Genomic DNA, 26,863 nt, shown 5'->3' with positions numbered 1-26,863 from the left:
TGGGGAAAGGTGAGACGGTGAGCGAGTGGGTGCGCCGGGTGGCGGCGGCCGTGGCGGTCGGTGCGCTGGGGGTGTCCCTGGCGAGCTGTGGCGACCCGGACGACAACGCTCCGCACCCGGGGGAGACGACGCCGAAGCTGATGCTGCTGCGGCTCGCCACCACGGACCCGGTCACCTCCCTCGACCCCGCCGGGCCGTACGACGTCGCCTCACGCACCGTCCAGGCCAACCTGTACCAGACGCTACTGACGATCTTCCCGGACAAGCCGACGCCGGTCCCGGACGCGGCGGACTGCCAGTTCGACTCGCCGACGACCTACACGTGCAGCCTGAAGGAGCACCTGACCTTCCCGAACGGGCACGAGCTGACCGCTTCGGACGTGAAGTTCAGCTTCGACCGGCTGGTCCGGCTGAAGACGCCCGGCGGGCTCGCGCCGCTGTTCGCCTCGGTGAAGTCGGTCAGTACGCCGGATCCGCTGACGGCCGTGTTCCACCTGACCAGCCCTGACGCCCGGCTGCCGTACCTGCTGACCACGACCGCCGCGTCGATCGTCGACGAGCAGGCGTACCCGGCGAACCAGTTGCTCGATGCCAAGGCGATCGGCAGCGGGCCGTTCCAGCTCGCGTCGTTCAAGCCCGGCGCCGAGCTCACGATGACGAAGTTCCCCGCCTACCGGGGTGCGCGCGCCGCGCAGAACGACGGCGTGACGATCAGTACGGTGCCGGACTCGAAGACGCTTTACGAGCAGATCGCGACCGGCAAGACCGACCTGGCCTTCCACGGTCTCGGGCCGACTCTGATCGACAAGCTGCGCAAGTCCGACAAGGTCCAGGTCGTCGAGGCCGGGTCCGCGGAGATCCGGCTGTTCGCGTTCCAGATGAAGTCGCTGCTGTCCCGCAAGCCGGCCGTCCGGCGGGCCGTCGCGCAGCTGATCGACCGGTCGGCGATCGCGAAGAAAGCGTACGGGGACCACGTGTCGCCGCTGTTCTCGGTCGTGCCGCCCGGATTCGGGGGGCAGACCGATGCGTTCCGGACCGAGTTCAAGCAGCCGAGCAAGACCGCTGCCGCCACGATCCTCCGGGACGCGAACATCGCCGTCCCCGTACCGCTGACAGTCGGCTGGACACCTTCGCAGTACGGCGTGGGCGCGAAGGCCGAGGTGCTGGAGCTCAAGAGGCAACTGGAAGCGTCCGGGCTGTTCCGCGTGACGCTGCGGAGCGTGGAGTGGCCGCAGTACCAGCAGGCGACGAAGGCCGGGGCTTACGACCTGTACCAGACCGGGTGGACGCCGCAGTACCCGGACGCCGACGACTACCTGCGGCCGTTCGTCAGTGACGTACCGCTGCAGAACGGCTACCGCTCGGCGGCGGCGACGAAGTTGCTGCAGCAGCAGCGGACCGAGCAGAACGGCCTGAAGCGCGACGATCTGATCGCGCAGCTACAGGGAGTGATCGCCCGCGAGGTGCCGGTCGTCCCGGTCTGGCAGGGCCGGATCGCGGTGGTCGCCGGCAAGGACGTGGAGAACGTCAAGACGGCGATCGACCCGCTGTCGTTCCTCTATCTCTCCGGATTACGGCACTGACACAAAAATGCCATGGCAGTAACGGTTCGCGAGGCCGTGACGACCGTCGGTGGGACGCCGTGGTTTACTGCGGATTGTCCAGAATACGGGACGATTTCCTGACGATCACGATCGGGCAACGCAGCACTTTCCGCGTTTGACTCCGGGCTGTAATGGCGGCAGGTTAAGGCGGCAGCCATACCGGATTTCGTTCCGGTTCATCCGAACCGAGGCAGGGGTACAGATCGCGTGAGCGCGCCACTCGAGGTCGATCCCGCAGCATCCTCAGCGCAACCGGAGGCCCTGCTCGAGGGCGCCGGCAAGATCGAGGGTCGCTCGCTGTGGCAGATCTCCTGGATGCGGCTGAAGCGGGACAAGGTCGCGATCGCCGGCGGTTTCTTCGTCGCGTTCCTGATCCTGGTCGCGATCTTCGCGCCGCTGATCTGCAAACTCCTCGGCGTCACACCGAACGACTTCCACCAGGACCTCGTGGACGAGTCGCTGCAGACACCGATCGGGAAGCTCGGCGGGGTCAGCTGGGACCACCCGTTCGGGATCGAGCCGGTGAACGGCCGCGACATCCTCGCCCGGATCGTGTACGGCGCCCGGATCTCGCTGCTGATCGCGTTCCTCGCGACGCTGCTCTCGGTGGTCATCGGCGTCGTGATGGGCATCGTCGCCGGCTACTTCGGCGGCTGGGTCGACACCTTGATCAGCCGGCTGATGGACATCTTCCTCGCCTTTCCGCTGGTGCTGTTCGCGCTGGCTCTGGTCGGCTCGGTGCCGGACAAGCTGCTGGGGCTCGAGGGTGACGCACTGCGGGTGGCACTGATCGTGTTCATCATCGGCTTCTTCAGCTGGCCGTACATCGGCCGGATCATCCGTGGTCAGACGCTGTCGCTGCGTGAGCGGGAGTTCGTCGACGCGGCCCGTAGCCTGGGCGCCCGGCGGCCGTACATCCTGTTCACCGAGCTGCTGCCGAACCTGATCGCGCCGATCCTGGTCTACGCGACCCTGCTGATCCCCACCAACGTGCTCTTCGAGGCGGCACTGTCCTACCTCGGTGTCGGCGTCCGGCCGCCGACGGCGAGCTGGGGCGACATGCTGTCCACTGCGGCCAACTGGTACCAGGTCGATCCGATGTACCTGGTGCCACCCGGCCTGGCCATCTTCGTGACCGTGCTCGCGTTCAACCTGTTCGGTGACGGGCTGCGCGACGCCCTCGACCCGCGGTCCCGCTAAGCGTTCGCATCAACCAGGGAGCCTGGCTCTCACGAATAAAGGGGTGCAACAAAAGATGAGATGGAATCGCATCACGACGGCTACCGCCGTCAGTGCGGCCGTCGCCTTGAGCCTGGTGGCCTGCGGGGGACCGAAGGCGTCGTCCGGCGGTTCGGGTGGCAGCGGAGACTCCGCGAAGCCCGAGTACAACGCGGCCGTCGGGAAGGTCTTCAACCCGAGCGACAAAAAGGGTGGCACCCTCCGGATGGCCATCACGGAGAAGTACGACTCCACCGACCCCGGTGACACGTACTACGGCCTGTCCTGGAACCTGCTGCGCAACTACGCCCGGCCGCTGATGACGTTCAAGGCCGCCCCGGGCAAGGAGGGTGGCAAGCTCGTCCCGGACCTCGCCGAGGCCGCCGGTGTGCCGAGCGACGACGCGAAGACCTGGACGTACAAGATCCGCAAGGGCGTCAAGTTCGAGGACGGCACCGAGGTCACGTCCAAGGACGTGAAGTACGCGGTCGCGCGCTCCCTGGACAAGGACACGCTGAAGAACGGACCGACGTACTTCAACGACTTCCTGCTGGACGTCCCGAAGGGGTACAGCGTCTACAAGGACAAGTCGATGGCCCAGCTCGCCAAGGCCATCGAGACGCCGGACGACAACACGATCGTCTTCCACCTGAACAAGTCGTTCGCCGGCTTCGACTACTTCGCCCAGCTGTCGGAGACCGCTCCGGTCCCGCAGGCGAAGGACACCGGCGCGCAGTACCAGCTGCACCCGGTCTCGACCGGTCCGTACAAGTTCAAGAGCAACGACGCCAACAAGGGCTTCGTCCTGGTCCGCAACGACCAGTACGACCCGAAGACGGACCCGGACTCGGGCCGTAAGGCGCTGCCGGACGAGATCGACGTCGCGTACAACGTGAACGGTCCGGACATCGACAACCGGCTGCAGGCCGGTGACCTGGACGTGGACCTCGCCGGTACCGGCGTGCTCGCCGAGACCCAGGCCAAGATCCTCGGCAACGCGGACCTGAAGGCGCACGCGGACAACGTGCCCGCGACGCGGCTCAACTTCACGGTGTTCAACAGCGACGTGAAGCCGCTCGACAACGTGAACTGCCGCAAGGCGATCCTGTACGCCGCCGACCACGAGGGCTACCAGCGCGCGTACGGCGGCTCGGTCGGCGGTGACATCGCGACGAACCTGATGCCGCCGACGGTGGCCGGTGCGGAGAGCTTCGACGACTACGGCTTCCTGCAGGACAAGAACGGCAACGCGGACAAGGCGAAGGCGGCCCTGAAGGACTGCGGCATGCCGGCCGGTTTCTCGACCAACATCGGGTACCGCGCCGACCGGCCGAAGGAGAAGGCGGTCGCGGAGTCCCTGCAGCAGTCGCTCGCGAAGGTCGGCATCAAGCTGACGCCGAAGGGCTTCCCGACCGGCGACTACACCAAGCTGTACGTCGGCAAGCCGGACTACGCCAAGAAGAACGGCATCGGCATGAGCGTCTACAGCTGGGGTGCGGACTGGCCGGACGGCTTCGGCTTCCTGAGCCAGATCGTCGACAGCCGGGTGATCCGCGCAGCGGGTGGTAACACCAACCTCGGGATCAAGATCCCGGAGGTCGACGCGCTGATCGACCAGGCGCTGAAGACCACCGACGACGCTGCACGGAACAAGCTGTGGGTCGACGTCGACAAGAAGGTCATGGAGCAGGCCGGAGTGCTGCCGGGCGTCTGGGCCAAGGGCCTGTTGTACCGCCCGGACACGCTGGCCAACGTGTTCACGAACGACGGTCAGAACATGTACGACTACGCGGCCATCGGGCTCGCACAGAAGTAGCAGTTGTGTTGCCCTGACCGACAAGCGCCAGCAGAGGTAGGTGAAGGCTGACGGTGGCCGGTGATCAGCGATGATCGCCGGCCACCAAGCCGCGTACGGTGTTCGCATATCTGGTCCGCCGGGTGATCGGAGCAGTGATCCTGCTCTTCATCGTCACGGCCGTGACGTTCGCGATTTTCTTCCTGGTACCGAAACTCGGCGGTGCGACCGCCGACGACCTGGCGTCTCGTTATGTCGGCAAGAGCGCGGGGCAGGAGCAGATCCACAACACCGCGGTCAAGCTCGGCTTCACCGATCCGCTCTACGTGCAGTACGGCCGGTTCGTGAAGGGCCTGGTCGCCGGCCAGGAGTACAACTACGGCCCGACGACCGAGCACTGCCCGGCGCCCTGCTTCGGGTACTCGTTCCTGACCCAGCAGCCGGTGTGGCCGGACCTGGTCTCGCGAATACCGGTGACGGCCTCACTGGCGGGCGGCGCGGCCTTCATCTGGCTGATCACCGGCGTCGGTACCGGCATCGTCTCGGCACTCAGACGAGGATCGGTGCTGGACCGATCACTGATGTCGGTGGCGCTGGCCGGTGTCTCGCTGCCGATCTTCTTCACCGGCCTGCTGTCGCTGTCGATCTTCAGCTACGGTCTCGGCTGGACACAGCAGGGCGGTATCAATCCGCTCGACGAGACGAACCCGGTGTGGTGGGCCTACGACCTGCTGCTCCCGTGGGTCACGCTCGCGTTCCTGTACGCCGCGGCGTACGCACGACTCACCCGGGCCGGCATGCTCGAAACGATGAACGAGGACTTCGTCCGGACCGCGCGGGCCAAGGGCCTGACCGAGCGGGACGTGGTGATCAAGCACGGGCTGCGGTCCGCGCTGACGCCGATCCTGACGATCTTCGGCCTGGATCTCGGCCTGCTGATGGGCGGCGCGATCCTGACCGAGACCACGTTCTCGCTGCCGGGCATCGGCCAGTACGCCGTTATCGCGCTGCGGGCGAACGACCTGCCCAAGGTGCTCGGGGTGACGCTGGTCGCCGCGTTCTTCATCGTGCTGGCCAACCTGATCGTTGACCTCCTGTACGCCGTCGTCGACCCGAGGGTGCGGATCTCGTGACCGAAGAAGTTCAGGCACCGGTGCAGCGGGTGGAACGCGGCGAGGCGTTCCTCGACGTCCGCGACCTCAAGGTGCACTTCCCGACCGACGACGGCGTGGTGAAGTCCGTCGACGGGATCTCGTTCAAGCTGGAGCGCGGCAAGACGCTCGGCATCGTCGGCGAGTCCGGCTCCGGCAAGAGCGTCACGAGCCTGTCGATCATGGGCCTGCACCCGCCCGGCGTCGCGAAGATCAGCGGCCAGATCTTCCTCGACGGCCAGGACCTGGTGTCCTCGTCGCGCGAAGAGGTCCGGCTGCTGCGCGGCAAGCGGATGGCGATGATCTTCCAGGACCCGCTGTCGGCGATGCACCCGTTCTACACGGTCGGCAAGCAGATCGTGGAGGCCTACCGGGTCCACAACGAGGTCAGCAAGCAGGTCGCTCGCAAGCACGCGATCGAGATGCTGGACCGGGTCGGCATCCCGCAGCCGGACAAGCGGGTGGACGCGTACCCGCACGAGTTCTCTGGCGGGATGCGGCAGCGCGCGATGATCGCGATGGCGCTGTCCTGCGACCCGGACCTGCTGATCGCCGACGAGCCGACCACGGCCCTCGACGTCACCGTGCAGGCGCAGATCCTGGACCTGATCCGGGACCTGCAGCGCGAGTTCAACTCGGCCGTCGTCATCATCACCCACGACCTCGGTGTCGTCGCGGAGCTGGCCGACGACATCCAGGTAATGTACGCCGGCCGCGCGGTCGAGTACGGCACCGCGGAGGACATCTTCGACCGCCCGCAGCACCCGTACACGTGGGGTCTGCTCGGCTCGATGCCGCGGATCGACCGGGAGCGCAGCGAGCGGCTGGTCCCGATCAAGGGCACCCCGCCGAGCCTGATCAACGTACCGAAGGGGTGCGCGTTCAACCCGCGCTGTAACTACTCGCAGCTGAACGACGGGCTCAGCGAGACCGAGCGGCCGGAGCTGCTCGACATCGGCGACGGCCACATGGTCGCCTGCCACCTCTCCCCGCAGAACCGCCGGCAGGCGTGGGAGACCGACATCAAGCCGAAGCTGTGAACGGGACGACTGTGACCACTACTGAATCCACTCCGGCCGTGCCGAAGATCGGCGAGGAGTTGCTGGCGGTGGACGGCCTCGTCAAGCACTTCCCGATCCGCAAGGGGCTGCTGCAGCGGCAGACCGGCGCCGTCCAGGCGGTCGACGGGCTGACGTTCAGCGTGACCCGCGGCGAGACGCTGTCGCTGGTGGGGGAGTCGGGCTGCGGCAAGACCACCACCGGCCGGCTGATCACCCGGCTGCTCGAGCCGACGGCCGGCACGGTCACCTTCGAGGGGCGCGACATCAGCCACCTCAGCGAGGGCCGGATGCGGCCGCTGCGGCGCGACGTGCAGATGATCTTCCAGGACCCGTACGGCTCGCTGAACCCGCGGCACACGGTCGGCAAGATCGTCGGCGCGCCGTTCAAGCTGCAGAACGTGAAGACCGAGAACGGTGTCAAGCGGGCCGTCCAGGAGCTGCTCGAGCTCGTCGGTCTGAGCCCGGAGCACTACAACCGGTACCCGCACGAGTTCTCCGGCGGTCAGCGGCAGCGGATCGGGATCGCCCGGACGCTCGCGCTGCGGCCGAAGCTGATCGTCGCCGACGAACCGGTGTCCGCGCTGGACGTGTCGATCCAGGCCCAGGTGGTGAACCTGCTCGAGGACCTGCAGAACGAGTTCGACCTGACCTACGTGATGATCGCCCACGACCTGTCCGTCGTCCGGCACGTGTCGGACCGGGTCGCGGTGATGTACCTCGGCAAGATCGTCGAGCTGGCCGACCGGGTCAGCCTGTACGAGCGGCCGATGCACCCGTACACGACCGCGCTGCTGTCGGCCGTACCGGTGCCGGACACCAAGCGCAAGGGCAAGCAGGAGCGGATCCGGCTGCAGGGCGACGTGCCCAGCCCGATCAACCCGCCGCCCGCGTGCCGCTTCCACACCCGCTGCTGGAAGGCCCAGGACATCTGCAAGACCCAGGAGCCCCCGCTGGTCGAGCTGCTCCCTGGCCACCAGACCGCCTGCCACTTCCCGGAGAACGTCGAAGCCCCGGCCGCGAAGACCGATCAGTAGAGGTCTGTGATCGGGTTCCCGGTCGGCAGCGAGAACGGCGCCGTCCGCGGCGGCGTCGTGCTGAACCTGAGCTTGGCGAACGCCGGGACGGCGATCTGGACCTTGCCGGTCGCAGCGGTGACGACGAGCAGGTCGGTCTCGTTCGTCGTCGAGAACCGACGCTTGCCTGCGGCCACGAACTTGTCGTCGCTGAGCCACTGGCCGAAGTAGACGTGGTCGTAGGCGTACGGCAGGGCGATTTGCCGTGCGGTCGCCACCTCGTGGAGCGCCAGGTCGCCCCAGCTCGGCTCGGTCGGGATCAGCGCGTCCTTCGGCTCGGTCACCAGGTACTTCGCTCCGGGCGAGAGAAAGGCTTGCTGGCCGCTGAATCTGGCCGGGACCGCCGTCGACACGGTGTCCGCAATCGCCAGACTTACGGCCGGCGGCCGCTGCTCGAGCGGTTGCTGGTAGACGAACTGACCGGCCATGACGGTGCGGACCGTGTCCGGTAAGACCTTCGCGATCAGCTCGCCCTTGTTCGCGGCAATGTCCCAGCGGTACAGGCCGTCGAGTGTTCCGAAGTACGCCTGGTTGTCGTCGAGGGCGACGATCAGCGGGCCGGTCACGAGACTGACGTTCGGTGGGATCTTGTTGCCGACTGCCGTGCGGACGACTTCGCGGCGAGCTGAGACGTCGTACACGACCGACTCGTAGCGGTCGTTGAAGCCGTCGACCCAGCCGACGAAGTTGCCGCCGAGTCCGCCGGTGAGCCTCCAGGCGCCTTTCCCGAGTGACCGTACGCCGTTGCCGGCGGCAACGTGGATGTCGTTCTTCTCGTTCAGGAAGACGAACGCGGTGTCGGTCTGGACAAAGGCGTTCACCTTGTGCGGCGCGACGGAGATGATGTCCGGGCCGTAGTGGATTGCGGAGCCGAGGGCGTAGGTAACCCGGCGATCGATGTACGGCGTGGGCGCGGGCGGCGGGACGTGGTGCTTGCGGGTGCCGGCGACGGCGAGTCCGCCGCCGGTCAGCGTCACCGCAGTGCCGCCGAAGATCGTCAGGGCGCGCCGGCGGGAGCGGCGGCGGTTGCCGGCCGCAACGATTGCGTCGAGATCGAGGGGCGGCGGCTCGATGCTGTCTGCGCGTTCGGTGAGGGTGTCGCGGAGCAGGTTGTTCATTCGGTGAGTCCCGCCTTCAGTACGACGTCGGAGCCCAGTCGGGCCCGGAGCTTCTTGAGTGCGTCGGAGACCTGGCTCTTCACGGTCCCGACGCTGCAGCCGAGGACCTCTGCCGTCTGTGCCTCGGTGAGATCCTCGTAGTACCGCAGCACCAGCGCCGCCCGTTGTCGCGGCGGCAGCTTCTGCAGGATGTCCCACAGCCAGATCCGGGCGGTGCTGTCGTCGGCGTGCACCGGACGATCGGGTACGTCGTCGTTCGGCCGCTCGGCGTGCCACGACTTCCGGCGCCACCACCCGATCATCGTGGTGGTGATCGCGCGCCGCGTGTACGCCTCGGCGTTGGCTGGATCGCGCAGCCGGTGCCAGTTGACGTACGTCTTGACCAGCGCCTCCTGCACCAGATCCTCGGCCAGACCGCGATCGCCGGCCAGGAGGTACGCGTACCGGAACAGCGCGCCGTGCCTGCTGCTCGCGAACTCGGCGAACGCGTCCACCATCTCGCCCCCTCGGGTGTGTCTACCCTCCCTGACGTGGGGACGCGGGCAAAGGGTTGGGCGTTGCGGCGAGCAGGACGTCGGCGAGTTGCTCGAAGACCCAGTCCCGGCGGAACCCGTCAACCACCTTCGGACCGGTCCCCGGCATGTCAGGAGCGGCCTCCGCAAGCGCGATGACACGACGTACCTGCGGACTGTCGTTCCTGACTTCACGCCCAGCACGGGTCGTTGGTAGTGGCAACGTACGGCGGCTGTGCATACACGCTTTCACCGGACGATCGCGGATGATGGTTTCCCTTGTGGATAACGGGTTTCGATGTCCGGCTGATTTGCGGGGAGGATCGTCGATGGCATAGAATCGAACGCATGTTCGAGAGTGATCCGAGTGTGTTGTCGACCGCGGAGCTGTTGGAGTCCGCGGCCGAGCATCGCGCGCTTGCGACCCGGTGCGAGACGCGGGTCCTGGAGCATGCTCAGGTTTATGCCGATCGGTTCCATCCCGATGCCTGTGTGGTGCGGCCGGGTCGGCGGTCGTGTGATGGGCGGGAGCGGGCGGTGGTGCTGGGTGGTGAGGGTTGTCCGGAGATTGCCGAGTTCTCGATCGCGGAGTTCGGTGTCTTGCTGGGGGTCTCGTCGGGTGTGGCGGCCCGGTTGCTCGGTGAGGCGTTGGCGTTGCGGCACCGGTTCCCGTTGACGTGGGCGCGGGTGTTGGCGGGTGAGGCGACGCCGTGGAAGGCGCAGCAGATTGTGGCTGCCTGTGTGGCGTTGTCGCAGGAGGCTGCGGCGCGGGTGGATCGGCGGGTCGCGGGTATGGTGGATTCGATCACGCCGTATCGGCTGGAGAAGATTGTCAAGGCCGCCAGGGCGCATGCGGATCCTGACCTGGCGCGTGCTGAGGCCGCTGAGAAGGCTCGTGAGCGGGGCGTGTTCGTGGGTGCGTCGGATGAGCACGGTACGAAGTCGGTGTTCGTCAAGGCGTCGTCGGGTGCCGTGATCCGCTTCGACGCGAGGATCGATGCGATCGCGGATGCCCTGAAGGTGTTCGGGAACGCGCGCAGGTTGCAGCAGCGTCGCGCGGAGGCCGTCGGCATCATCGCCGACTCCCGCTACACCGAAGAACTCCTCGCCCAGGCCCGCGAGTTCCAGCACGCCCCAAAGCCACCCCCGCCACCCCCCAACCCCAAGCCCGCCACCGCCACCGCCACCGCCACCGCCACCGCCACCGAGCCCGTCGCTGAGCCGGTCACCGCGCCTGCTAGCGCGTCTGCGGCTGAGCGCGCAACCGCGCCGGCCCGGGACGGCCAGCCCCGTGGCGATGTGCCCGAGGCGTTCGACGTCCGCTACCCCGAATCGCTGGATCTCACCGACCCCTTCGGCCCCTTTGACCGCGACGGTGACGGCGACGGCGATGGTGACGGCGAGCGGTTGGAAGCGGCGGCCCGGCGGGTCCTGGATGCGCGGCTCGCGCAGATCAAGCACGACGCCTACTCCGGCTCCGGCTCCCGCTGGGGCTCCGGCTCCGGCTCCGGCTCCGGCTCTGGCTGGGGCTCGGGCAGCGGGGGACAGGTGCGTCCGGGGCAGACCGAGATCTATGTGCACCTGACCGACCGCACCCTCGCGACCGGCACTGGCGTGCTGCGCGTGGAGGGCCTCGGCCCGCTGCTCGCCGCCCAGCTCGGCGAGCTGATCGGACATGGGCCCTACACCGTCAAGCCTGTCATCGACCTCAACGACGCGCTCAGCGTCAACGCCTACGAGATCCCCACCAGGATCCGGGAACGCGTCAAACTTCTCCACCCCGTGGAGCTGTTCCCGTACGGCACCCGTGAAACCAGTCGCACCATCGACCTCGACCATATCGAGCCGTACGACCCGCTGGGACCGCCAGGTCAGACCAGCACCACGAACCTCGCACCGCTGAGCCGCTTCGGCCACCGGGTCAAGACCCACGCCCGCGGCTGGAACGTGCGCCGCCTCGACCACAGAACCCTCGAGTGGACCACCCCTCACGGCTTCGTCTTCGAAGTCGGACCGACCGGCACCCACCGCGTGCCCGGCCACGGCGGTCCGCAGTCATTGACGTAGCCCGCTGCTGTGGGGCAGCGAATCGCTGAGCCGGTGCCGCGTACTCGACAGGTGGACGCGCATGGCAGCGCGGGCTGCCTCGGGATCGGCGCGGACGATCACGCCCTGGAAATCCGTTGCCCCGTTGGACGACCTCCGGCGATACAACAGCGGAGAACTCCCAGCAAGCGCCCGATAACCCACCCCAAGCGGCGCGGGAGGGGTGCGCGCGTGTCGAGCCGCCTGTCCGCGTACTGCCTCACGTTTCATCAAGTCGTAGACAATGGCGGTCGATTCCCGCCGCAGTCGACGATCCGACGACCCGGGTCCAGCCAAGGCCACGACCGATGCCATCGAGAGGAAGACAGGGAGGGGACGGGCAGGCGTCAGGGACGGGTGCCAGGGGCAGGCGCTCCTGAGCTCATGCACCGTCGACAGGGAGCGGGCAGAACCGTGGCGTCGAAAGCCGGGCCGAAGGTGGAACCAGGTTCCGACTCACGACCACCTAATCGGTGTCGTCGGCCATCGGAATGATCAGCACCCACGGATCGGTCACAAGAGCAGGATATCCACTCGTGTTGAGGGTTCTCTGCTGGTGTGCGAACGAAGAACCCTCAGGAGCAGTGGATATCCACCCCTCTGACGCATGTGCGGGCGCCCGCTTGCCAGCCCTCGACTTACCAGCCCTCAACCTGTCCACCTGCCTGCCCGCGTACCGCTCGACGAACGCAGTCCGGATCAGTCAGAAGCGCCGGATAGCCTCTGAGGGTCTGGATCTGCCTGGCGAGTTCCACCGAGCCGCCGTGGTGACAGAGCTCCGTGCTGACGGTGGCTGCGTGGATCGCGACGTTGGTGGTGCCGAAGGTGCCCTTGGCCCCTCGCATCGCCGTCCAATGTGTCTACCCTCCCTGACGTGGGGACGCGGGCAACAGGTTGGGTGTGGCGGCGAGCAGGAGTTGCGCGATCAGGTTGTGGCCGGCGAGGTTCGGGTGGTCGCCGTCCGGGGCGAGGAGGCTGGTGATGTTCTGGCTGTCCTTGAACGGGGTGTAGATGTCGACGTACGTCGCGTCGTCCGCGGTGGCCGCCGCGTCGATCGCGGCGTTGGTGCGCAGCGTGAGTTGATCGCTCGCTGTTCGGCCGGTCGGCGGGTACTGGCGTGCGGCGACATCGCCGTCCTCGAAGACGTTCCAGTAGCCGGTCATCAGGATCGTCGTCGGGTGGTTGTCGCGGAGGGCGTGGATCCGCGCCAGGATCTTGTCCAGGTTCACGGTGAGCTGTTCGTATTCGTCCGCGACGCAGTCGCCCGTGCACTGTCCGCTGGTGACGGTGTCGTGGTGGTCGCCGAAGTCGTTCGCGCCGATGGTCAGCAGGACGACATTCGCGCCGGACGTGGCGAGTTCGACGGGGGAGTCGCGCTGGTCGAGTCGCTGGAGCAGGCCGGCCGAGTCCAGTCCGGCGACGCCCAGGTTGCTGACCGCGATCGGTGTGCCGGTGCGGTTGTGGAGCAGGTCGCCGTACAGCTGGGGGAATGCCGAGCAGTTGCAGTTCGAGCCCGAGGTCACCGAGTCGCCGAGCGCCACCACGTGCACCTGACCGGCCGGTTGCGGCCTGCGGACCTCGCTCACCGTGTCGGCGCCGCTGATCGCGGTGACGACGATGAGGACGGCCAGGCCAATGGCGAGCCGCCGTACGGTGTGGATCACGCGGGCTTCGAAGGTCTCGTCTCGTGGTGCGGGAGTGCGAGCTGGTTGGCCAGCCAAGGATAGGCCGCCGCGAACGCCGGAGCGGCGAACTGCCAGACGTGCGTACCGGGGGAGACCTGAACGCGGGACCAGATCCCGGCCTTGGCAGCCGCGTTCGAGAGCTCCTTCGCCTCGCGCTGGTGGCGCAGCTCCTCGCTGCTGGTTAGGAACAGGCCGTTCACGCCGGTGTACTTGCCATGGGCCCGCATCACGAGCAGCGGCTCGTTCGCCTTCTCCAGCGCCACGTTCCCGCCGTACAGGTCGTGCAGGCTGGCGGCCGGCGTGCTCGTGTACGGCGCGAGGTCGCCGGAGATGTCGATGAAGTGGTCGAACACGTTCGGGTGCTCGACGACCAAATCAACCGCGCACGTGCCGCCCATCGAGAACCCGGCGACGGCCCACTGCTGCGGGTTCGTGGAGGCGCCGAACGTCTTCTCGACGTACTTCGGGATGTCCTGGTCGAGGTGGTCGGCGGAGTTGCCGCGGGGACCGTCGACGCACTCGGTGTCGTTGTCGAACTTCCGGGTCGCGTCGGCGAAGACCAGGATCGGCGCGTAGCCGTGGTGCCGGTGCGCGTACGCGTCGGACACCTGGACCGCGTTGCCGAGCCGGACCCAGTCACCGGGACCGCCGCGCTCGCCGCCGATCAGTTCGACGACCGGCAGCGGCCGGCGGTGCGTACCGCGGACGAACCAGATCGGCGGCAGGTACACCAGCTCCTGCCGATGGTCGAAGTGGCTGTACGTCGCGGGAATGCGCACCGCGACCAGCCGCCCGGCTGCCGGCAGCTTGGTCGCGGTGGCGTCGTGGGCGAGGCCCGACATCGACACCTGACCCGGCAGCGGGGTGTCGGTCCAGTCGTTCACGGCGGCGTCGATGGTCGGGTAGTAGCCGACGAACTGGTTGATCGCGTTCGCGCACACCAGCGCGGCGAGTCCGGCGGCAATGACTGCCGTACCCCGTCGCCACCACCGCGCACTCCGCCACCCGGCAGCCAGCACGATCAGCGCCGCCATGCCGGCCCCGAACCAGAGCCACACCGAGAACGGCAGCGGATCGGTTACGCCGAGCGCCTTGGCCCCCGGATAGGCCGCAAGCAGCGTCAGCAGGAGGGCCGCGCCGGCCACCACCGGCAACACCCGCCACCGCCACTCCCGGTCCCGCCAACCGGCCGCGGCCAGCAGCGCCGCACCCGCCAGCACGTCCAGCATCGCCGGGAACCATCCCCCAAGCAGCGACACGCTCATCCAGCCCTCCCGATCCGAGTAGACCCACACCCCAGACGCCGCCGCCCTCCGATTGGTTGGCATCGCCGATCGCAGGCCTCTCAGCGATTACTCAACTGCGGACGGTACTCAGCTGATGACCGAGTGTCGTACCTCAGGACAAAGGTGGTGCCGTTCGACAATGTCGAACGAGGGGCGTTGTACCGCGGGTGTTTCGCTTCTACATTCCAGCCAGCCGTGGTCGTCACGGCGGAGTTGTACTGGGAAGGGAGGTTCGGTATGGCTACGACGGAGACAGTCAAGACCAAGACCCTTCTGGGGGAGTGTGCGGCGGAACTGGCGGGCACATTCATCCTGATCCTGTTCGGCTGCGGTGTGGTGGCGCAGGTGGTGGCCGGCGGGATCGGGGACCACGACTCGATCGCGTGGGCGTGGGGCCTCGGCGTCACGCTGGGCGTCTACGTGGCAGGCCGGATGACCGGCGCGCACCTGAACCCGGCGGTGACGATCGCGCTGGCGGCGTTCCGCGGCTTCAGCTGGCGCAAGGTGCTGCCGTACTCGCTGGCACAGTTCGTCGGCGCGTTCCTGGCGGCGCTGGTAGTGCGGTGGAACTACACCGAGGCGCTCGGCAAGTTCGACCCCGGGCACACGGTGAAGAGCCAGATCGTGTTCTCCACGCTGCCAGGCAACGGCAGTACGGACCTCGGCGTCCACCTGTGGGGCGGATTCCGGGACCAGATCATCGGTACCGCGATCCTGATGCTGCTGATCCTGGCGATCACCGACCTGCGGAACACGGCACCGGCGGCCAACATGGCGCCGTTCCTGATCGGCCTGGCCGTGGTCGCGATCGGCATGGCCTGGGGCACCAACGCCGGGTACGCGATCAACCCGGCCCGCGACTTCGGCCCCCGGCTGGCCTCGTTCTTCACCGGGTACGGCGGAGCGTTCAAGGATCAGTTCGGGGACCTGTATTTCTGGGTGCCGATCGTGGCACCGATCCTCGGTGCGTTGCTCGGCGCCCTGCTGTACGACGTCCTGGTCGGCCGCTTCCTGCCGATCGCGGACGAGGACGAGGAACCCGGGCGCATCCCGGAAGAGGACACGACCGCATGATGCATCCCTTGTGTGAGGAGAGGACTATCCATGGCTGACTTCGTCGGTGCCGTCGACCAGGGCACCACGAGCACCCGCTTCATGATCTTCGACCACTCCGGCAACGAGGTGGGCAAGCACCAGTTGGAGCACGAGCAGATCCTGCCGCAGGCCGGCTGGGTGGAGCACAACCCGGTGGAGATCTGGGAGCGGACCAGTTCGGTCATCCGGACCGCGATGAACGCGAAGGGTCTGCAGTCGAGCGACCTGGCCGCGCTGGGCATCACCAACCAGCGCGAGACCGCGGTGGTCTGGAACCGGAAGACCGGCCGCCCGTACTACAACGCGATCGTCTGGCAGGACACCCGCACCGACCGGATCGCCTCGGCGCTGGAGCGCGAGGGCAAGGGCGACGTGATCCGGCAGAAGGCCGGTCTGCCGCCGGCGACGTACTTCTCGGCCGGCAAGGTGCAGTGGATCCTGGAGAACGTCGACGGGGTCCGCGAGGCCGCCGAGGCCGGTGACGCGGTCTTCGGCAACACCGACACCTGGCTGCTCTGGAACCTCACCGGAGGCACCGAAGGCGGCGTCCACATCACCGACGTGACGAACGCCAGCCGGACGATGCTGATGAACCTCGAGACCCTGGACTGGGACGACGAGCTGATCAGCTTCTTCAACATCCCGCGGCAGATGCTGCCGGAGATCCGGCCCTCGTCGGATCCCAGCAAGTACGGGGAGACGCTGGCCAACGGCCCGCTCGGCGGCGTCGTCGGGCTGACCGGCGACCTCGGCGACCAGCAGGCCGCGACCGTCGGCCAGGTGTGCTTCAACCCTGGTGAAGCGAAGAACACCTACGGCACCGGCAACTTCATGCTGCTGAACACCGGCACCGAGCTGGTCCGTTCGAAGGCGGGCCTGCTCAGCACCATGTGCTACAAGTTCGGCGACGAGGCCCCGGTGTACGCGCTCGAGGGCTCGATCGCGGTCACCGGCTCCGCGGTGCAGTGGCTGCGTGACCAGCTCGGCATCATCTCCGGCGCCGCGGAGATCGAGACGCTGGCCAAGCAGGTGCAGGACAACGGCGGTGTGTACTTCGTACCGGCGTTCTCCGGCCTGTTCGCGCCGTACTGGCGGTCCGACGCCCGCGGGGCGATCGTCGGGCTGTCCCGGTTCAACACCAACGCGCACCTGGCGCGCGCAACACTGGAGTCGATCTGCTACCAGAGCAAGGACGTCTCGGACGCGATGGAGAAGGACTCCGGCGTGCAGCTCGACGTCCTCAAGGTGGACGGCGGCGTGACGGCGAACGAGTTGGCGATGCAGATGCAGGCGGACATCCTGGGCGTACCGGTGAGCAAGCCGGTGGTCGCGGAGACCACCGCTCTCGGCGCCGCGTACGCAGCCGGCCTCGCCGTCGGCTTCTGGAAGAACAAGGAAGAGCTCGTGCAGAACTGGAACGAGGACAAGCGGTGGGAGCCGCAGTGGAACGACGAGCAGCGCAGTCAGGGGTACGCCGGGTGGCAGAAGGCCGTCCAGCGCACGCTCGACTGGGTCGACGTCGACTGAATCAAGCACCACCCCTAGCACCGGAAGGACGAACACAGTGGCTGTAGTGGCTCTGTCACCGCAAGCAAGGGCCGACGCGATCGACGCGCTGGCCGACGGACGGGAACTGGACGTCCTGGTGATCGGTGGCGGGGTGGTCGGCACCGGATCGGCGCTCGACGCCGCCACCCGCGGCCTGACCACCGGACTGCTGGAGGCCCGCGACTTCGCGAGCGGTACCTCCAGCAGGTCCAGCAAGCTGATCCACGGCGGCCTGCGCTACCTGGAGATGCTCGACTTCCGGCTGGTGCACGAGGCGTTGCAGGAGCGCGGTCTGCTGCTGCAGCGCCTGGCACCGCACCTGGTGAAGCCGGTGCCGTTCCTGTACCCGCTCCAGCACCGCTGGTGGGAGCGGTTCTACGCAGGCGCCGGTGTCGCGCTGTACGACGGGATGGCGGTCAGCTCGGGCTTCGGCGCCGGGCTGCCGCTGCACCGGCACCTGACCCGGCGCGGCGCGATGCGGCTGGTCCCGTCGCTGAAGAAGTCCGCACTGGTCGGCGCGTTGCAGTACTACGACGCGCAGGTCGACGACGCGCGGCACACGATGGAGCTCGCCCGGACCGCGGCGTCGTACGGCGCCCTGGTCGCGAACCGGGTGAAGGTCACCGGCTTCCTGCGTCAGGGCGAGCGGGTCACCGGTGTGCAGGCGAAGGACCTGGAGAGCGGCCGCGAGTTCGAGGTCCGCGCGAAGCAGGTCGTGAACGCGACGGGTGTCTGGACCGACGACACCCAGGCGATGGTGGGGGAGCGCGGGCAGTACCACGTGCGCGCGTCGAAGGGCATCCACCTGGTCGTACCGAAGGACCGGATCCAGTCCAGTACCGGGATGATCCTCCGGACCGAGAAGTCCGTACTGTTCATCATCCCGTGGGGCCGGCACTGGCTGATCGGCACCACGGACACCGACTGGCACCTGGACAAGGCGCACCCGGCGGCGACCACGAAGGACATCGAGTACCTGCTGGATCATGTGAACGCGGTCCTCACCACACCTCTGACACGCGAGGACGTGGAGGGTGTGTACGCCGGTCTGCGGCCGTTGCTCGCCGGTGAGTCGGAGAGTACGTCGAAACTGTCCCGCGAGCATGTCGTCGCGCACGCAGCACCGGGTCTCGTGGTGGTTGCCGGCGGCAAGTACACGACGTACCGGGTGATGGCGAAGGACGCCATCGACGCGGCGGCGGACGCCCTCGACGGGCGGGTGCCGCGCAGTGTCACCAAGAACATCCCGCTGGTCGGTGCAGACGGGTACCAGGCCTTGTGGAACCAGCGGCAGCTGATCGCGCAGCGCTCGGGGCTGCACGTGGCTCGGATCGAGCATCTGCTCAACCGGTACGGCGCGCTGATCGACGAGGTCCTCGCCCTCGTCGAGGAGGACCCGTCGCTGGGGGAGCAGTTGCCCGGTACGCAGGACTATCTGAAGGCCGAGATCGTGTACGGCGCGCGCGCCGAGGGCGCCCGGCACCTCGACGACATCCTGGCCCGCCGGACCCGGATCTCGATCGAGGCCTGGGACCGCGGCGTCGGTGCGGCCGAGGCGGCCGCCCGGCTGGTCGCGCCGATCCTCGGCTGGGACGAGGCGACGATCGAGCGTGAGGTCTCGTTCTACGTCCAGCGCGTCCAGTCCGAACGCGACTCCCAGGACCAGCCCGACGACGAGTCCGCCGACAAGGTCCGCCTGGAGGCCCCGGACATCGTCTCGCCCGCCTAGTACCCGCTCCGGAGGACCAGGAGCCGCCGTTACGGCTCCTGGTCCTCCGGGCGGATCCAGTTGAAGGTGCGTTGGACGGCGGACTGCCAGTTGGCGTACTCCCTGGTGCGCCGCGCCGGATCCATGTGCGGCACCCACTGACCGGCGCGGTGCCAGTTGCTGCGCAGGCCCTCGAGGTCCGGCCAGTACCCGACGGCGAGACCCGCGGCGTACGCGGCACCGAGTGAGACGGTCTCGGTCACCATCGGCCGCACGACGCGGACGTCCAGCAGGTCGGCGAGGAACTGCATCAGCAGGTTGTTGGCCGTCATCCCGCCGTCGACCTTCAGCGCCGTCAGCGCGATCCCGGAGTCGGCGTTCATCGCGTCGACGACCTCGAGCGTCTGGAACCCGGTCGCCTCGAGTACGGCCCGGGCCAGGTGGCCCTTGGTGATGTAGCCGGTCAGCCCGGCGATCACACCCCGCGCCTCACTGCGCCAATGTGGTGCGAACAGCCCGGAGAACGCCGGCACGATGTACGCGCCGCCGTTGTCCTCGACGGTCCGCGCGAGCGTCTCGATCTCGGCCGCGGTGTGGATCATCCCGAGCCCGTCGCGGAACCACTGCACGAGCGAACCGGTGACCGCCATCGAGCCTTCGAGTGCGTACGACGCCGGATGGTCGCCGATCTGGTACGCCACCGTCGTGAGCATCCCGTGCTTGGACCGGACGATCTCGTGCCCGGTGTTCATCAGCAGGAACGAGCCCGTACCGTACGTACACTTCGCCTCGCCCGCGCTGAAGCACGTCTGCCCGAACAGCGCGGCCTGCTGATCCCCGAGCGCCGCGCCGATCCGGACCCCGGGCAGTACCTCGGTCGCGGTCCCGAAGACGCCCGACGACGGGCGGATCTCGGGCAGGATCGCCCGCGGCACGTCGAAGGCCGCGAGCAGTTCGTCGTCCCAGCCCAGCGTCTCGATGTTCATCAGCATCGTGCGGCTGGCGTTCGTCACGTCGGTGACGTGCAGGCCGGTCCCGTTCTGGCCGCCGGTGAAGTTCCAGATCAGCCAGGTCTCCATGGTGCCGAACAGGATCTCGCCGCGCTCGGCCCGCTGCCGCAGCCCGGGCGTGTGGTCGAGCATCCAGCGGATCCGCGGCGCGGAGAAGTACGTCGTCAGCGGCAGACCGCAGAGATCCGCGAACCGGTCCGGGCCCTCGTCGCCCGCGAGTTCGGTGACGAGCCGGTCGGTACGAGTGTCCTGCCAGACCACCGCGTGCCCGATCGGCCGGCCGGTGACGCGGTCCCAGAGCAGACTCGTCTCCCGCTGGTTGGTGATGCCGATGGCAACGACCTGCGACGGCTCGGCCCCGATCTGCCGGATCGCCGCCGGCACCACCCGGGCCACGTTCCGCCAGATCTCCTCGGCGTCGTGCTCCACCCACCCCGGCCGCGGGAACAACTGCCGATGCTCCCGCTGTGCCACCGACACCAACCGCCCACGCCGGTCGAACAGGATGCACCGGCTCGAGTTCGTCCCCTGATCCACCGCAGCCACATATTGCTCAGCCATCCTTCACCCCCCAATCACCCGGCTCATGTGTCGTTCCGGAGGTCTCGGGCGATGGCTTCGGCGGTGGCGCGGACCATCGTGACGAGGTCGGCGCGGTGCCGCAGCCGACTGTCGCAGATGCGTTCGATCCGGCCGGCCAGGCCGACGGCGCCGACGACCAGCCCGCCGAGGCCGCGGATCGGCGCCGCGATACTCGCCACCTCGACGGTGTGCTCCTCGAACTCGGTCGCCCAGCCGCGCGCCCGGACGGCCGCGAGCTCCTCACCCAGGCGAACCGGGTCGGTGATCGTCCGGGTGGTGAACGCCTCCAGCTTCCGCGGCCGCGTGGCGCCGCTGGCATCGAACGCCAGTACGGCCTTGCCGAGCGCGGTCGCGTGCGGCGGCAGCGTCGTACCGACGTCGAGGTCCTGGTCGCTGTCGTCGGGCCGGAAGACGTGGTGCACGACCACAACCTTCCCGTCGACGAGCCGCCCGACCCGGACCACCTCGCCGCTGCGGGAGGCGAGCGAGTCGGCCCAGTTGATCGCGCGGCTGCGGAGTTCGTTCGGATCCAGGTAGCTCTCGCCGAGCCGGCCGAACGCGTCGCTCAGGTAGTAGTGCGCGCCGCTGTGCCCCTGATCGACGAAGCCGACCTGATGCAGTGTCCGCAGGATCCCGTGCACGGTCGGCTTCGCCAGACCGAGCGCGTTCGCGACGTCGGCGACCCCGAGCCCGTCAGGCGCGGCGGCGAGCAGTCGCAGCACCGCCGCAGCCCGCTCGATCGACTGCACGGTCCCCGGCACACCCGCAGGCTACCTGTGAATCACTGGTCTGGCTCCACCTCACAAGACACTCCGTGTCGTCCCAGGGCAGGTCACTCCGAGGCGATGGCCCGCAACACGTTCAACCGCGCCGCACGCCGTGACGGCCAGACTGCAGCCAGTACTGCGAACACGATCGAGACGATCACCGCGAGCGAGAGCTGCCGGATCGGAACCTCGCGGACCGCGAGCCCGCTGTCGGCCATCGACGCCTGGATCGCGACCCCGAACACGATCCCGATCAGCAGCCCGAGCAGCGCACCGAACAACGTGATCGCGACCGACTCGACCCGCAGCATCCGCCGCAGTTGCCGGTGGTCCAGCCCGATCGCCCGCAGCAGCCCGATCTCCCGGGTGCGCTCGACCACACCGAGCGCGAGCGTGTTCACGATCCCGAGCAGCGCGATCAGGATCGCCATCGTGAGCAGGAACCCGACCGCGGCGAGGACCGCGTCCACCGGCTGCATGGCGCCGGCCGCGTACGCCTTCTGGTCGCGGACCTGCAGCGACGGGTAGTCCTTGGTCAGCTGCGCCAGCACCGCGGCCCGGACCGGCCCGAGCTGATTGCCTTGGGCAACGTCCACGTACAGCAGGTTGTCGGTCGGTGGGCCGCCGAGTTTCTCGTACGTCGCCAGCGACAGGACGACGGCGTTCAGCTGCCGGTTCGGGGCGAGGATGCCGCCGACGGCCAGCCGGTGGGTGCCGCTCGTGGTCTTCAGGTCGAAGCTCTTGCCGACCGTCAGCTTCAGGGTCTTGGCGAGGTTGCGGGGGAGGATCGCCTGGCCGGCGGCGAGCGCCGACGCCGACCCGCTGTCGAACTTGGTGACGATCGGGCCGTCAAGGGTGCCGTCACTGACACCGCTGACCTTGACGTCTGTGGCGCCGACCTCGCCGGTCTCCTGCCGCACCCGGTGCACGGACTCGACGCCCGCCACCTTGGCGGTCCGGTCACCGGCCTGGGTGCTGAAGTTCGGCGTGCCGTTGTTGGTGACGACCAGATCCGAGGTCCCGAGCGCCTCCAGGATGGACTGGTTGATCGACGCCTTCGCCGACGCGCTGATCACCATCAGGCCCGAGATCAGCGAGACCGAGATCATCAGTGCCGAGGCGGTCGCCGACGTACGGCGCGGGTTCCGCTCGGCGTTGCGGCGACCGAGTGTGACCGGTGCCCGGCGCCCGAACGGGAACATCAGGACGCGCACCACGTACCGGCTCAGGAGCGGGCTGAGCATCACCAGGGCGAGGACGGCGAGACCGGCTCCCATGGCGATCAGCACCGCACCGGGCAGGTCACCAGCAGCCAGGCCGATCGCGACGAACATCAGCGTCATCAGCAGCATGAAGCCGCCGATCAGCCCACGGACGAGCAGCGAGCGCTCCGGGACCTGTACGTCGTCGCGCATCGCGGCGATCGGCGGCAGCTTCCCGGCCCGGCGGGCGGCCGGCGCGGCGGCCGCGACCGTGACCCCGATGCCGATCACGTAGCACGCGATGATCGTGCCCGCGCTGACCTCCAGGCCGGCCGTCGGGATGCGCAGATTGAGCTTCTGGTAGATGCCTCGGACGCCGGCCGCCACCCCGATCCCGATCAGCAGCCCGAGCGTCGAGCCGATGAAGCCGATGATGACGCTCTCGGTGAGGATCGTCCGGGTGATCTGGCCGCGGGACGCGCCGATCGCCCGCAGCATCGCGAGCTCCTTGCCGCGCTGGGCAACGACCATCGCGAACGTGTTGACGATCAGGAACGTACCGACGAACAACGCCAGCCCGCCGAACAGCGCCAGGACCAGGCTGAAGCCACCGAAGGTGCTGTCGAGGTCGCGCTTGCCGTCCGACGCGACCTGCTTCGCGGTCCGGACCTTGACCGAGTCGCCGAGGACGCCGCCGATCGCCTGACCGACTGCCTCCGGATCCGAGCCGGGCTTGAGCGCGACGGTGATCGATGTCCAGCCCGCCTTGCCGAGCAGCAGGCGCTGCGCGGTCGCGCCGTCGAAGCTGACCAGCGGTGCGCCGGCCGCAGGCCCGGCCGCGGCCGGCGTCGTGATCGCGGTGAGGGTCGCCGTGACCGCCTGGGTCGGGGTCACGATCCGGACCTTGTCGCCGATGCTGTAGCCGGCCCGCGAGGCGGTCGACTGGTCGAGCGCGAGCTGCTGGTCGCCCCACGGCGCGGTGCCGGCGAGCACTCGGAACGGAGCACCGTCGACGACCCGCGGCCAGGCGGCGCCGAACGTGGTCAGGCCGTAGTTCTCGACCTCTTTGCCGGCCGGGTCGAGGACCTGGAGGTCACCCACCAGCAGCTGCGGTACGGCCTCGGCGACACCCGGTAGGGCGGCGATCTGGTCGGCGAGCCCGTTCTGGAAGGTCGCCGGCGCGTCGTTGGTGGCCTTGATCGGTGACGTCGGCGTGACCGTGATGTCGGCCGTACTGACCTCGAAGTTCTTCTTCAGGGCGGTGGACAACGAGTCGGTGAACACCATCGCGCCGCCGGCGAACGCGACGCCGAGCGTGACGGCGACCGTGCACAGCACGAAGCGCAGCCGGTGCGCGAGCACCGAGCGGAGGCCGAGCTTGAACATCAGCCGGCCAGCTCGCCGGCCGGATCCAGCTGCTTCATCCGGTCCAGAACGGAGTCGGCCGTCGGGTCCAGGAGCTCGGACTGCAGCTCGCCGTCGGCGAGGAACAGGACGCGGTCCGCGTACGACGCCGCGGTCGGATCGTGGGTAACCATGACGACGGTCTGGTGGAAGTCCCGAACGGAGCGATGCAGGAAGTTGAGGACGTCAGTGGACGAGCGGGAGTCCAGGTTGCCGGTCGGCTCGTCGGCGAACACGACGTCCGGGCGCGACACCAGTGCGCGGGCGCAGGCGACCCGCTGCTGCTGGCCACCGGACAGCTGCGACGGCCGGTGGCCCAGACGATCCGAGAGCCCGATCGCGTCGACGACCGTGGCCAGCCAGTCCGGATCCGGTTTGCGGCCGGCGAGGTCGAGGGGGAGCGTGATGTTCTCCAGCGCGGACAGCGTCGGGACCAGGTTGAACGCCTGGAACACGAAACCGATCCGGTCGCGGCGCAGGTGCGTGAGCTCGCGTTCCGGGAGGGTCGTCACGTCGACGTCGCCGAGCAGCACCTTCCCCTCGGACGGCTGGTCGAGCCCCGCCAGGCAGTGCAGCAACGTGGACTTGCCGGACCCGGACGGGCCCATGATCGCGGTGAAGCGGCCCTTCCCGAAGTCAGCGCTGACACCGGCCAGTGCGTCGACCTGCGTCGAGCCGCTGCCGTACCGCTTCCAGACCTCGACCGCCCGAACTGCCGCATCGCCCACACTCATGCGACGAACCGTACCTACCGACGGTTCCTCCGCGGGGGACAGGTACGAGCTAGCCGTCGACCGTGATCAGGTCGATGCCGGCCGACTCGGCGGCGACCTCCGCCACCGAACGGGTCGGCAGCGGCGGCGGCGTGCCACCCCAGGCGGGACAGATCGCCTTGTGGTCGCACCAGTCGCAGAGCGGGCCCGGGCTCGGCCGCCAGTCACCGGAGTCGAGCGCCCGGGTGATCGCGATCCAGAGCGCCGACACCTTGCGCTCGCAGGCGCGCAGATCGGCCTCGTCCGGAACGTACCGCACGATCTCGCCGTTGCCGAGGTACACCAGTTGGAGCATCGCCGGCACCACGCCGCGCAGCTTCCACAGGACGAGCGCGTAGAACTTCATCTGGAACAGTGCCTTCGCCTCGAAGAACTCCGAGGGCGAGCGCCCGGTCTTGTAGTCGACCACGCGGATCTCGCCGGTCGGCGCGACGTCGAGGCGGTCGACGTACCCACGCAGGACCAGGCCGGAGTCCAGCGCGGTCTCGACGTACAGCTCGCGCTCGGCGGGCTCCAACGCGTTCGGGTCCTCGAGGGTGAAGTACTTCCCGAGCAGTTGGTGGGCCTCGGCGAGCCACTTGGCCAGCTCGTCGCCGCTCGCGTCCTCCGCGAACAGCTCGCCGACCTCGGGCTCCTCCTCGAGCAGCCGCTGCCACTGCGGCTCGAGCATCTCCGCGGCCTGCTCCAGCGTCCGCTGCCCGCGGGGCAGGTCGAACAACCGCTCCAGCACCGCGTGCACCACCGTCCCGCGGACAGCGGCCGGGGACGGCTTCTCCGGCAGCCGGTCGACCACCCGGAACCGGTACTTCAGCGGGCAGCTCATGAAGTCCGCAGCTCGGGAGGGCGACAGGGCACCCCGCGGGTGCGGATCCACTTCTGCGGCGGCGGCAACGCTCATACCTACGACCCTAGGCACAACCACCGACAGTTCGCGCGGCCCCACCCCGCAGCCTGTGGAAAACCAGGGTACGTAGCACCGCGTTACCCTCTGCCCAGTAGCGTTGGCTTGATGGCTGACTCGCGTGACCCCCAGAATCCCGCCCAGCCGGCCGCTCCGCCGCCGCCGGGAACGTGGGTGCTCGGTCGCGTCCGCGGGATCCGCCTGACGATGCGGTTCACCTGGCTGCCGGTGGCGATGCTGCTGGCGCTCGGTTTCGCGACGATCCTCGGGCAGCAGTTCCCCGAGCTCGGCAGCTGGCGGTACGTCGCGGCGTTCGCGTTCGTGGTCGCGTTCACGGTGTCGATCCTGATCCACGAGCTGGCGCACGCACTGATGGCGCTGCGGTTCGGGATCGGCGTCTCGGAGATCAACCTCGGGTTCTTCGCGGCCGGAACCCACATCGAGGGCGAGCGGAAGTCGCCGCTCGAGGAGTTCGCGGTCTCGGTGGTCGGCCCGGTCGCGTCCCTGATCGTCGGCGGCCTGGCGTACCTCGGGTCCCGCGCGTTCGACGAGGGCGTCGCGTACGTCGCGCTGCTGGAACTCGGCCTCGCGAACCTGATCGTCGGCGTCACCAACCTGCTGCCCGGCCTGCCGCTCGACGGCGGCTGGGTGCTGCGGGCGATCGTCTGGAAGTTCACCGGCAACATGCACACCGGCACGATCGCGGCCGCCTGGGCCGGACGGGTCCTGGCGATGCTGGTGCTGGCCGTGCCGGTGCTGGCCGAGCAGGTCTTCGGCTGGCAGCCGTCGATCATCGACTTCGGCATCGCGCTGCTCGTCGGCTTCTTCCTCTGGTCCGGCTCGACCGCGTCGCTGATGCAGGCACGGCTGCGGCGCAAGCTGCCCACGCTGCAGGTCCGGACGCTGGCCCGGCGCGCGGTCGCCGTCCATTCCGGTACGCCGATCTCGGAGGCGGTCCGACTGGCCGGCCAGTCGCAGGCGGGCGCGGTGGTGGTGATCGACGGCGACGGGAAGCCGCACGCGCTGGTCTCGGAGTCGGCGGTCGCCGCCGTGGCGCCGAACCAGCGGCCATGGACGACGGTCAGCGAGGTGTCGACCAGGATCGGCGCGGGCCACATCATCGGCGTCAACGACACCGGCGAGGAGATCCTCGCCACGTTGCGTGAACAACCCTCCTCGGAGTACCTGGTGCTGGACGCGGACGGCAGCGTCTACGGCGTCCTCGCGACCGCCGACGTGGAACGCGCCTTCCGGTCCCGCTGAGACGCCCGCTGATTATCGGGTT

Annotated in this window: 20 protein-coding genes; 11 read left to right on the top strand and 9 right to left on the bottom strand. The window is 68.5% G+C overall.

From position 1 onward, the window contains the following. Positions 1-17: 17 nt before the first annotated feature. The 6 genes from ACGFI6_RS25090 (at position 18) to ACGFI6_RS25065 (ending at position 7,863) form a co-directional block, all read left to right on the top strand. A complete protein-coding gene (locus ACGFI6_RS25090) occupies positions 18-1,583 on the top strand; it encodes an ABC transporter substrate-binding protein (RefSeq protein ID WP_393122450.1) in 1,566 nt (521 codons plus the stop codon). Positions 1,584-1,811: 228 nt separating this feature from the next. Continuing rightward, positions 1,812-2,804, top strand: a complete 993-nt coding sequence (locus ACGFI6_RS25085; protein ID WP_393122448.1) for an ABC transporter permease — start codon at positions 1,812-1,814, stop codon at positions 2,802-2,804. A gap of 55 nt (positions 2,805-2,859) precedes the next feature. Beyond that, the gene (locus ACGFI6_RS25080; RefSeq protein ID WP_393122446.1) at positions 2,860-4,638 is read left to right on the top strand and encodes an ABC transporter substrate-binding protein; all 1,779 of its coding nucleotides are present in this window, start codon (positions 2,860-2,862) and stop codon (positions 4,636-4,638) included. Positions 4,639-4,736: 98 nt separating this feature from the next. Next, on the top strand, positions 4,737-5,750 hold the full coding sequence (locus ACGFI6_RS25075; RefSeq protein ID WP_393122444.1) for an ABC transporter permease: 1,014 nt from the start codon (positions 4,737-4,739) through the stop codon (positions 5,748-5,750). Continuing rightward, on the top strand, positions 5,747-6,808 hold the full coding sequence (locus ACGFI6_RS25070; protein WP_393122442.1) for an ABC transporter ATP-binding protein: 1,062 nt from the start codon (positions 5,747-5,749) through the stop codon (positions 6,806-6,808). The genes ACGFI6_RS25075 and ACGFI6_RS25070 overlap by 4 nt, the downstream gene beginning before the upstream one ends. Before the next feature lie 47 nt (positions 6,809-6,855). Continuing rightward, on the top strand, positions 6,856-7,863 hold the full coding sequence (locus tag ACGFI6_RS25065; protein ID WP_393122541.1) for an ABC transporter ATP-binding protein: 1,008 nt from the start codon (positions 6,856-6,858) through the stop codon (positions 7,861-7,863). On the opposite strand, the gene ACGFI6_RS25060 is transcribed toward ACGFI6_RS25065, so the two are convergent. Next, entirely contained in the window at positions 7,857-9,020 is a 1,164-nt protein-coding gene (locus tag ACGFI6_RS25060) for a hypothetical protein (RefSeq protein ID WP_393122440.1), read from the bottom strand. The two genes, ACGFI6_RS25065 and ACGFI6_RS25060, sit on opposite strands and share 7 nt — an antisense overlap. Further along, positions 9,017-9,517, bottom strand: a complete 501-nt coding sequence (locus ACGFI6_RS25055; protein WP_393122439.1) for a SigE family RNA polymerase sigma factor — start codon at positions 9,515-9,517, stop codon at positions 9,017-9,019. Before ACGFI6_RS25055 ends, ACGFI6_RS25060 begins: the two co-directional genes overlap by 4 nt. 294 nt (positions 9,518-9,811) lie before the next feature. Between ACGFI6_RS25055 and ACGFI6_RS25050 the strand changes: the two genes are divergently transcribed. Beyond that, positions 9,812-11,599: a DUF222 domain-containing protein gene (locus ACGFI6_RS25050; RefSeq protein WP_393122437.1), complete on the top strand. Its 1,788-nt coding sequence runs from the start codon at positions 9,812-9,814 to the stop codon at positions 11,597-11,599. An 878-nt stretch (positions 11,600-12,477) separates the two neighbouring features. Here ACGFI6_RS25050 and ACGFI6_RS25045 read toward each other — a convergent pair. Beyond that, complete coding sequence (locus ACGFI6_RS25045; protein ID WP_393122435.1) at positions 12,478-13,281, bottom strand: SGNH/GDSL hydrolase family protein; 804 nt, start codon at positions 13,279-13,281, stop codon at positions 12,478-12,480. Further along, positions 13,278-14,567, bottom strand: a complete 1,290-nt coding sequence (locus tag ACGFI6_RS25040; RefSeq protein WP_393122433.1) for an alpha/beta hydrolase — start codon at positions 14,565-14,567, stop codon at positions 13,278-13,280. Before ACGFI6_RS25040 ends, ACGFI6_RS25045 begins: the two co-directional genes overlap by 4 nt. Before the next feature lie 258 nt (positions 14,568-14,825). Between ACGFI6_RS25040 and ACGFI6_RS25035 the strand changes: the two genes are divergently transcribed. Genes ACGFI6_RS25035 through ACGFI6_RS25025 form a run of 3 tightly spaced genes read left to right on the top strand, consistent with a single transcriptional unit; the run spans position 14,826 to position 18,960 of the window. Continuing rightward, a complete protein-coding gene (locus tag ACGFI6_RS25035; RefSeq protein WP_393122431.1) occupies positions 14,826-15,662 on the top strand; it encodes an MIP/aquaporin family protein in 837 nt (278 codons plus the stop codon). Between the two features lie 30 nt (positions 15,663-15,692). Further along, positions 15,693-17,210: a glycerol kinase GlpK gene (gene glpK, locus ACGFI6_RS25030; protein WP_393122429.1), complete on the top strand. Its 1,518-nt coding sequence runs from the start codon at positions 15,693-15,695 to the stop codon at positions 17,208-17,210. 37 nt (positions 17,211-17,247) lie between these two features. Further along, on the top strand, positions 17,248-18,960 hold the full coding sequence (locus tag ACGFI6_RS25025) for a glycerol-3-phosphate dehydrogenase/oxidase (RefSeq protein WP_393122427.1): 1,713 nt from the start codon (positions 17,248-17,250) through the stop codon (positions 18,958-18,960). A 29-nt stretch (positions 18,961-18,989) separates the two neighbouring features. On the opposite strand, the gene glpK (ACGFI6_RS25020) is transcribed toward ACGFI6_RS25025, so the two are convergent. The 5 genes from glpK (ACGFI6_RS25020) to ACGFI6_RS25000 all read right to left on the bottom strand — a co-directional run bounded on the left by glpK (ACGFI6_RS25020) (position 18,990) and on the right by ACGFI6_RS25000 (position 25,575). Continuing rightward, positions 18,990-20,510 (bottom strand): glycerol kinase GlpK, encoded by a 1,521-nt coding sequence (gene glpK, locus ACGFI6_RS25020; protein WP_393122425.1) that lies wholly within the window; start codon positions 20,508-20,510, stop codon positions 18,990-18,992. 23 nt (positions 20,511-20,533) lie between these two features. Beyond that, a complete protein-coding gene (locus ACGFI6_RS25015; RefSeq protein ID WP_393122423.1) occupies positions 20,534-21,292 on the bottom strand; it encodes an IclR family transcriptional regulator in 759 nt (252 codons plus the stop codon). A 71-nt stretch (positions 21,293-21,363) separates the two neighbouring features. Continuing rightward, entirely contained in the window at positions 21,364-23,886 is a 2,523-nt protein-coding gene (locus tag ACGFI6_RS25010) for an ABC transporter permease (protein ID WP_393122421.1), read from the bottom strand. Continuing rightward, positions 23,886-24,638: an ABC transporter ATP-binding protein gene (locus ACGFI6_RS25005; protein ID WP_393122419.1), complete on the bottom strand. Its 753-nt coding sequence runs from the start codon at positions 24,636-24,638 to the stop codon at positions 23,886-23,888. The genes ACGFI6_RS25010 and ACGFI6_RS25005 overlap by 1 nt, the downstream gene beginning before the upstream one ends. A 49-nt stretch (positions 24,639-24,687) precedes the next feature. Continuing rightward, positions 24,688-25,575, bottom strand: a complete 888-nt coding sequence (locus ACGFI6_RS25000) for a RecB family exonuclease (protein ID WP_393122417.1) — start codon at positions 25,573-25,575, stop codon at positions 24,688-24,690. 111 nt (positions 25,576-25,686) lie between these two features. On the opposite strand from ACGFI6_RS25000, the gene ACGFI6_RS24995 reads away from it, so the two are divergent. After that, entirely contained in the window at positions 25,687-26,841 is a 1,155-nt protein-coding gene (locus ACGFI6_RS24995) for a M50 family metallopeptidase (protein WP_393122415.1), read from the top strand. Positions 26,842-26,863: the final 22 nt, after the last annotated feature.

This window comes from Kribbella sp. NPDC048928 (genome assembly GCF_043197975.1).
GTDB lineage: Bacteria > Actinomycetota > Actinomycetes > Propionibacteriales > Kribbellaceae > Kribbella.
The sequence above is the reverse complement of the archived record's forward strand: the minus strand, read 5'-3'. Positions and strand labels throughout refer to the sequence as shown.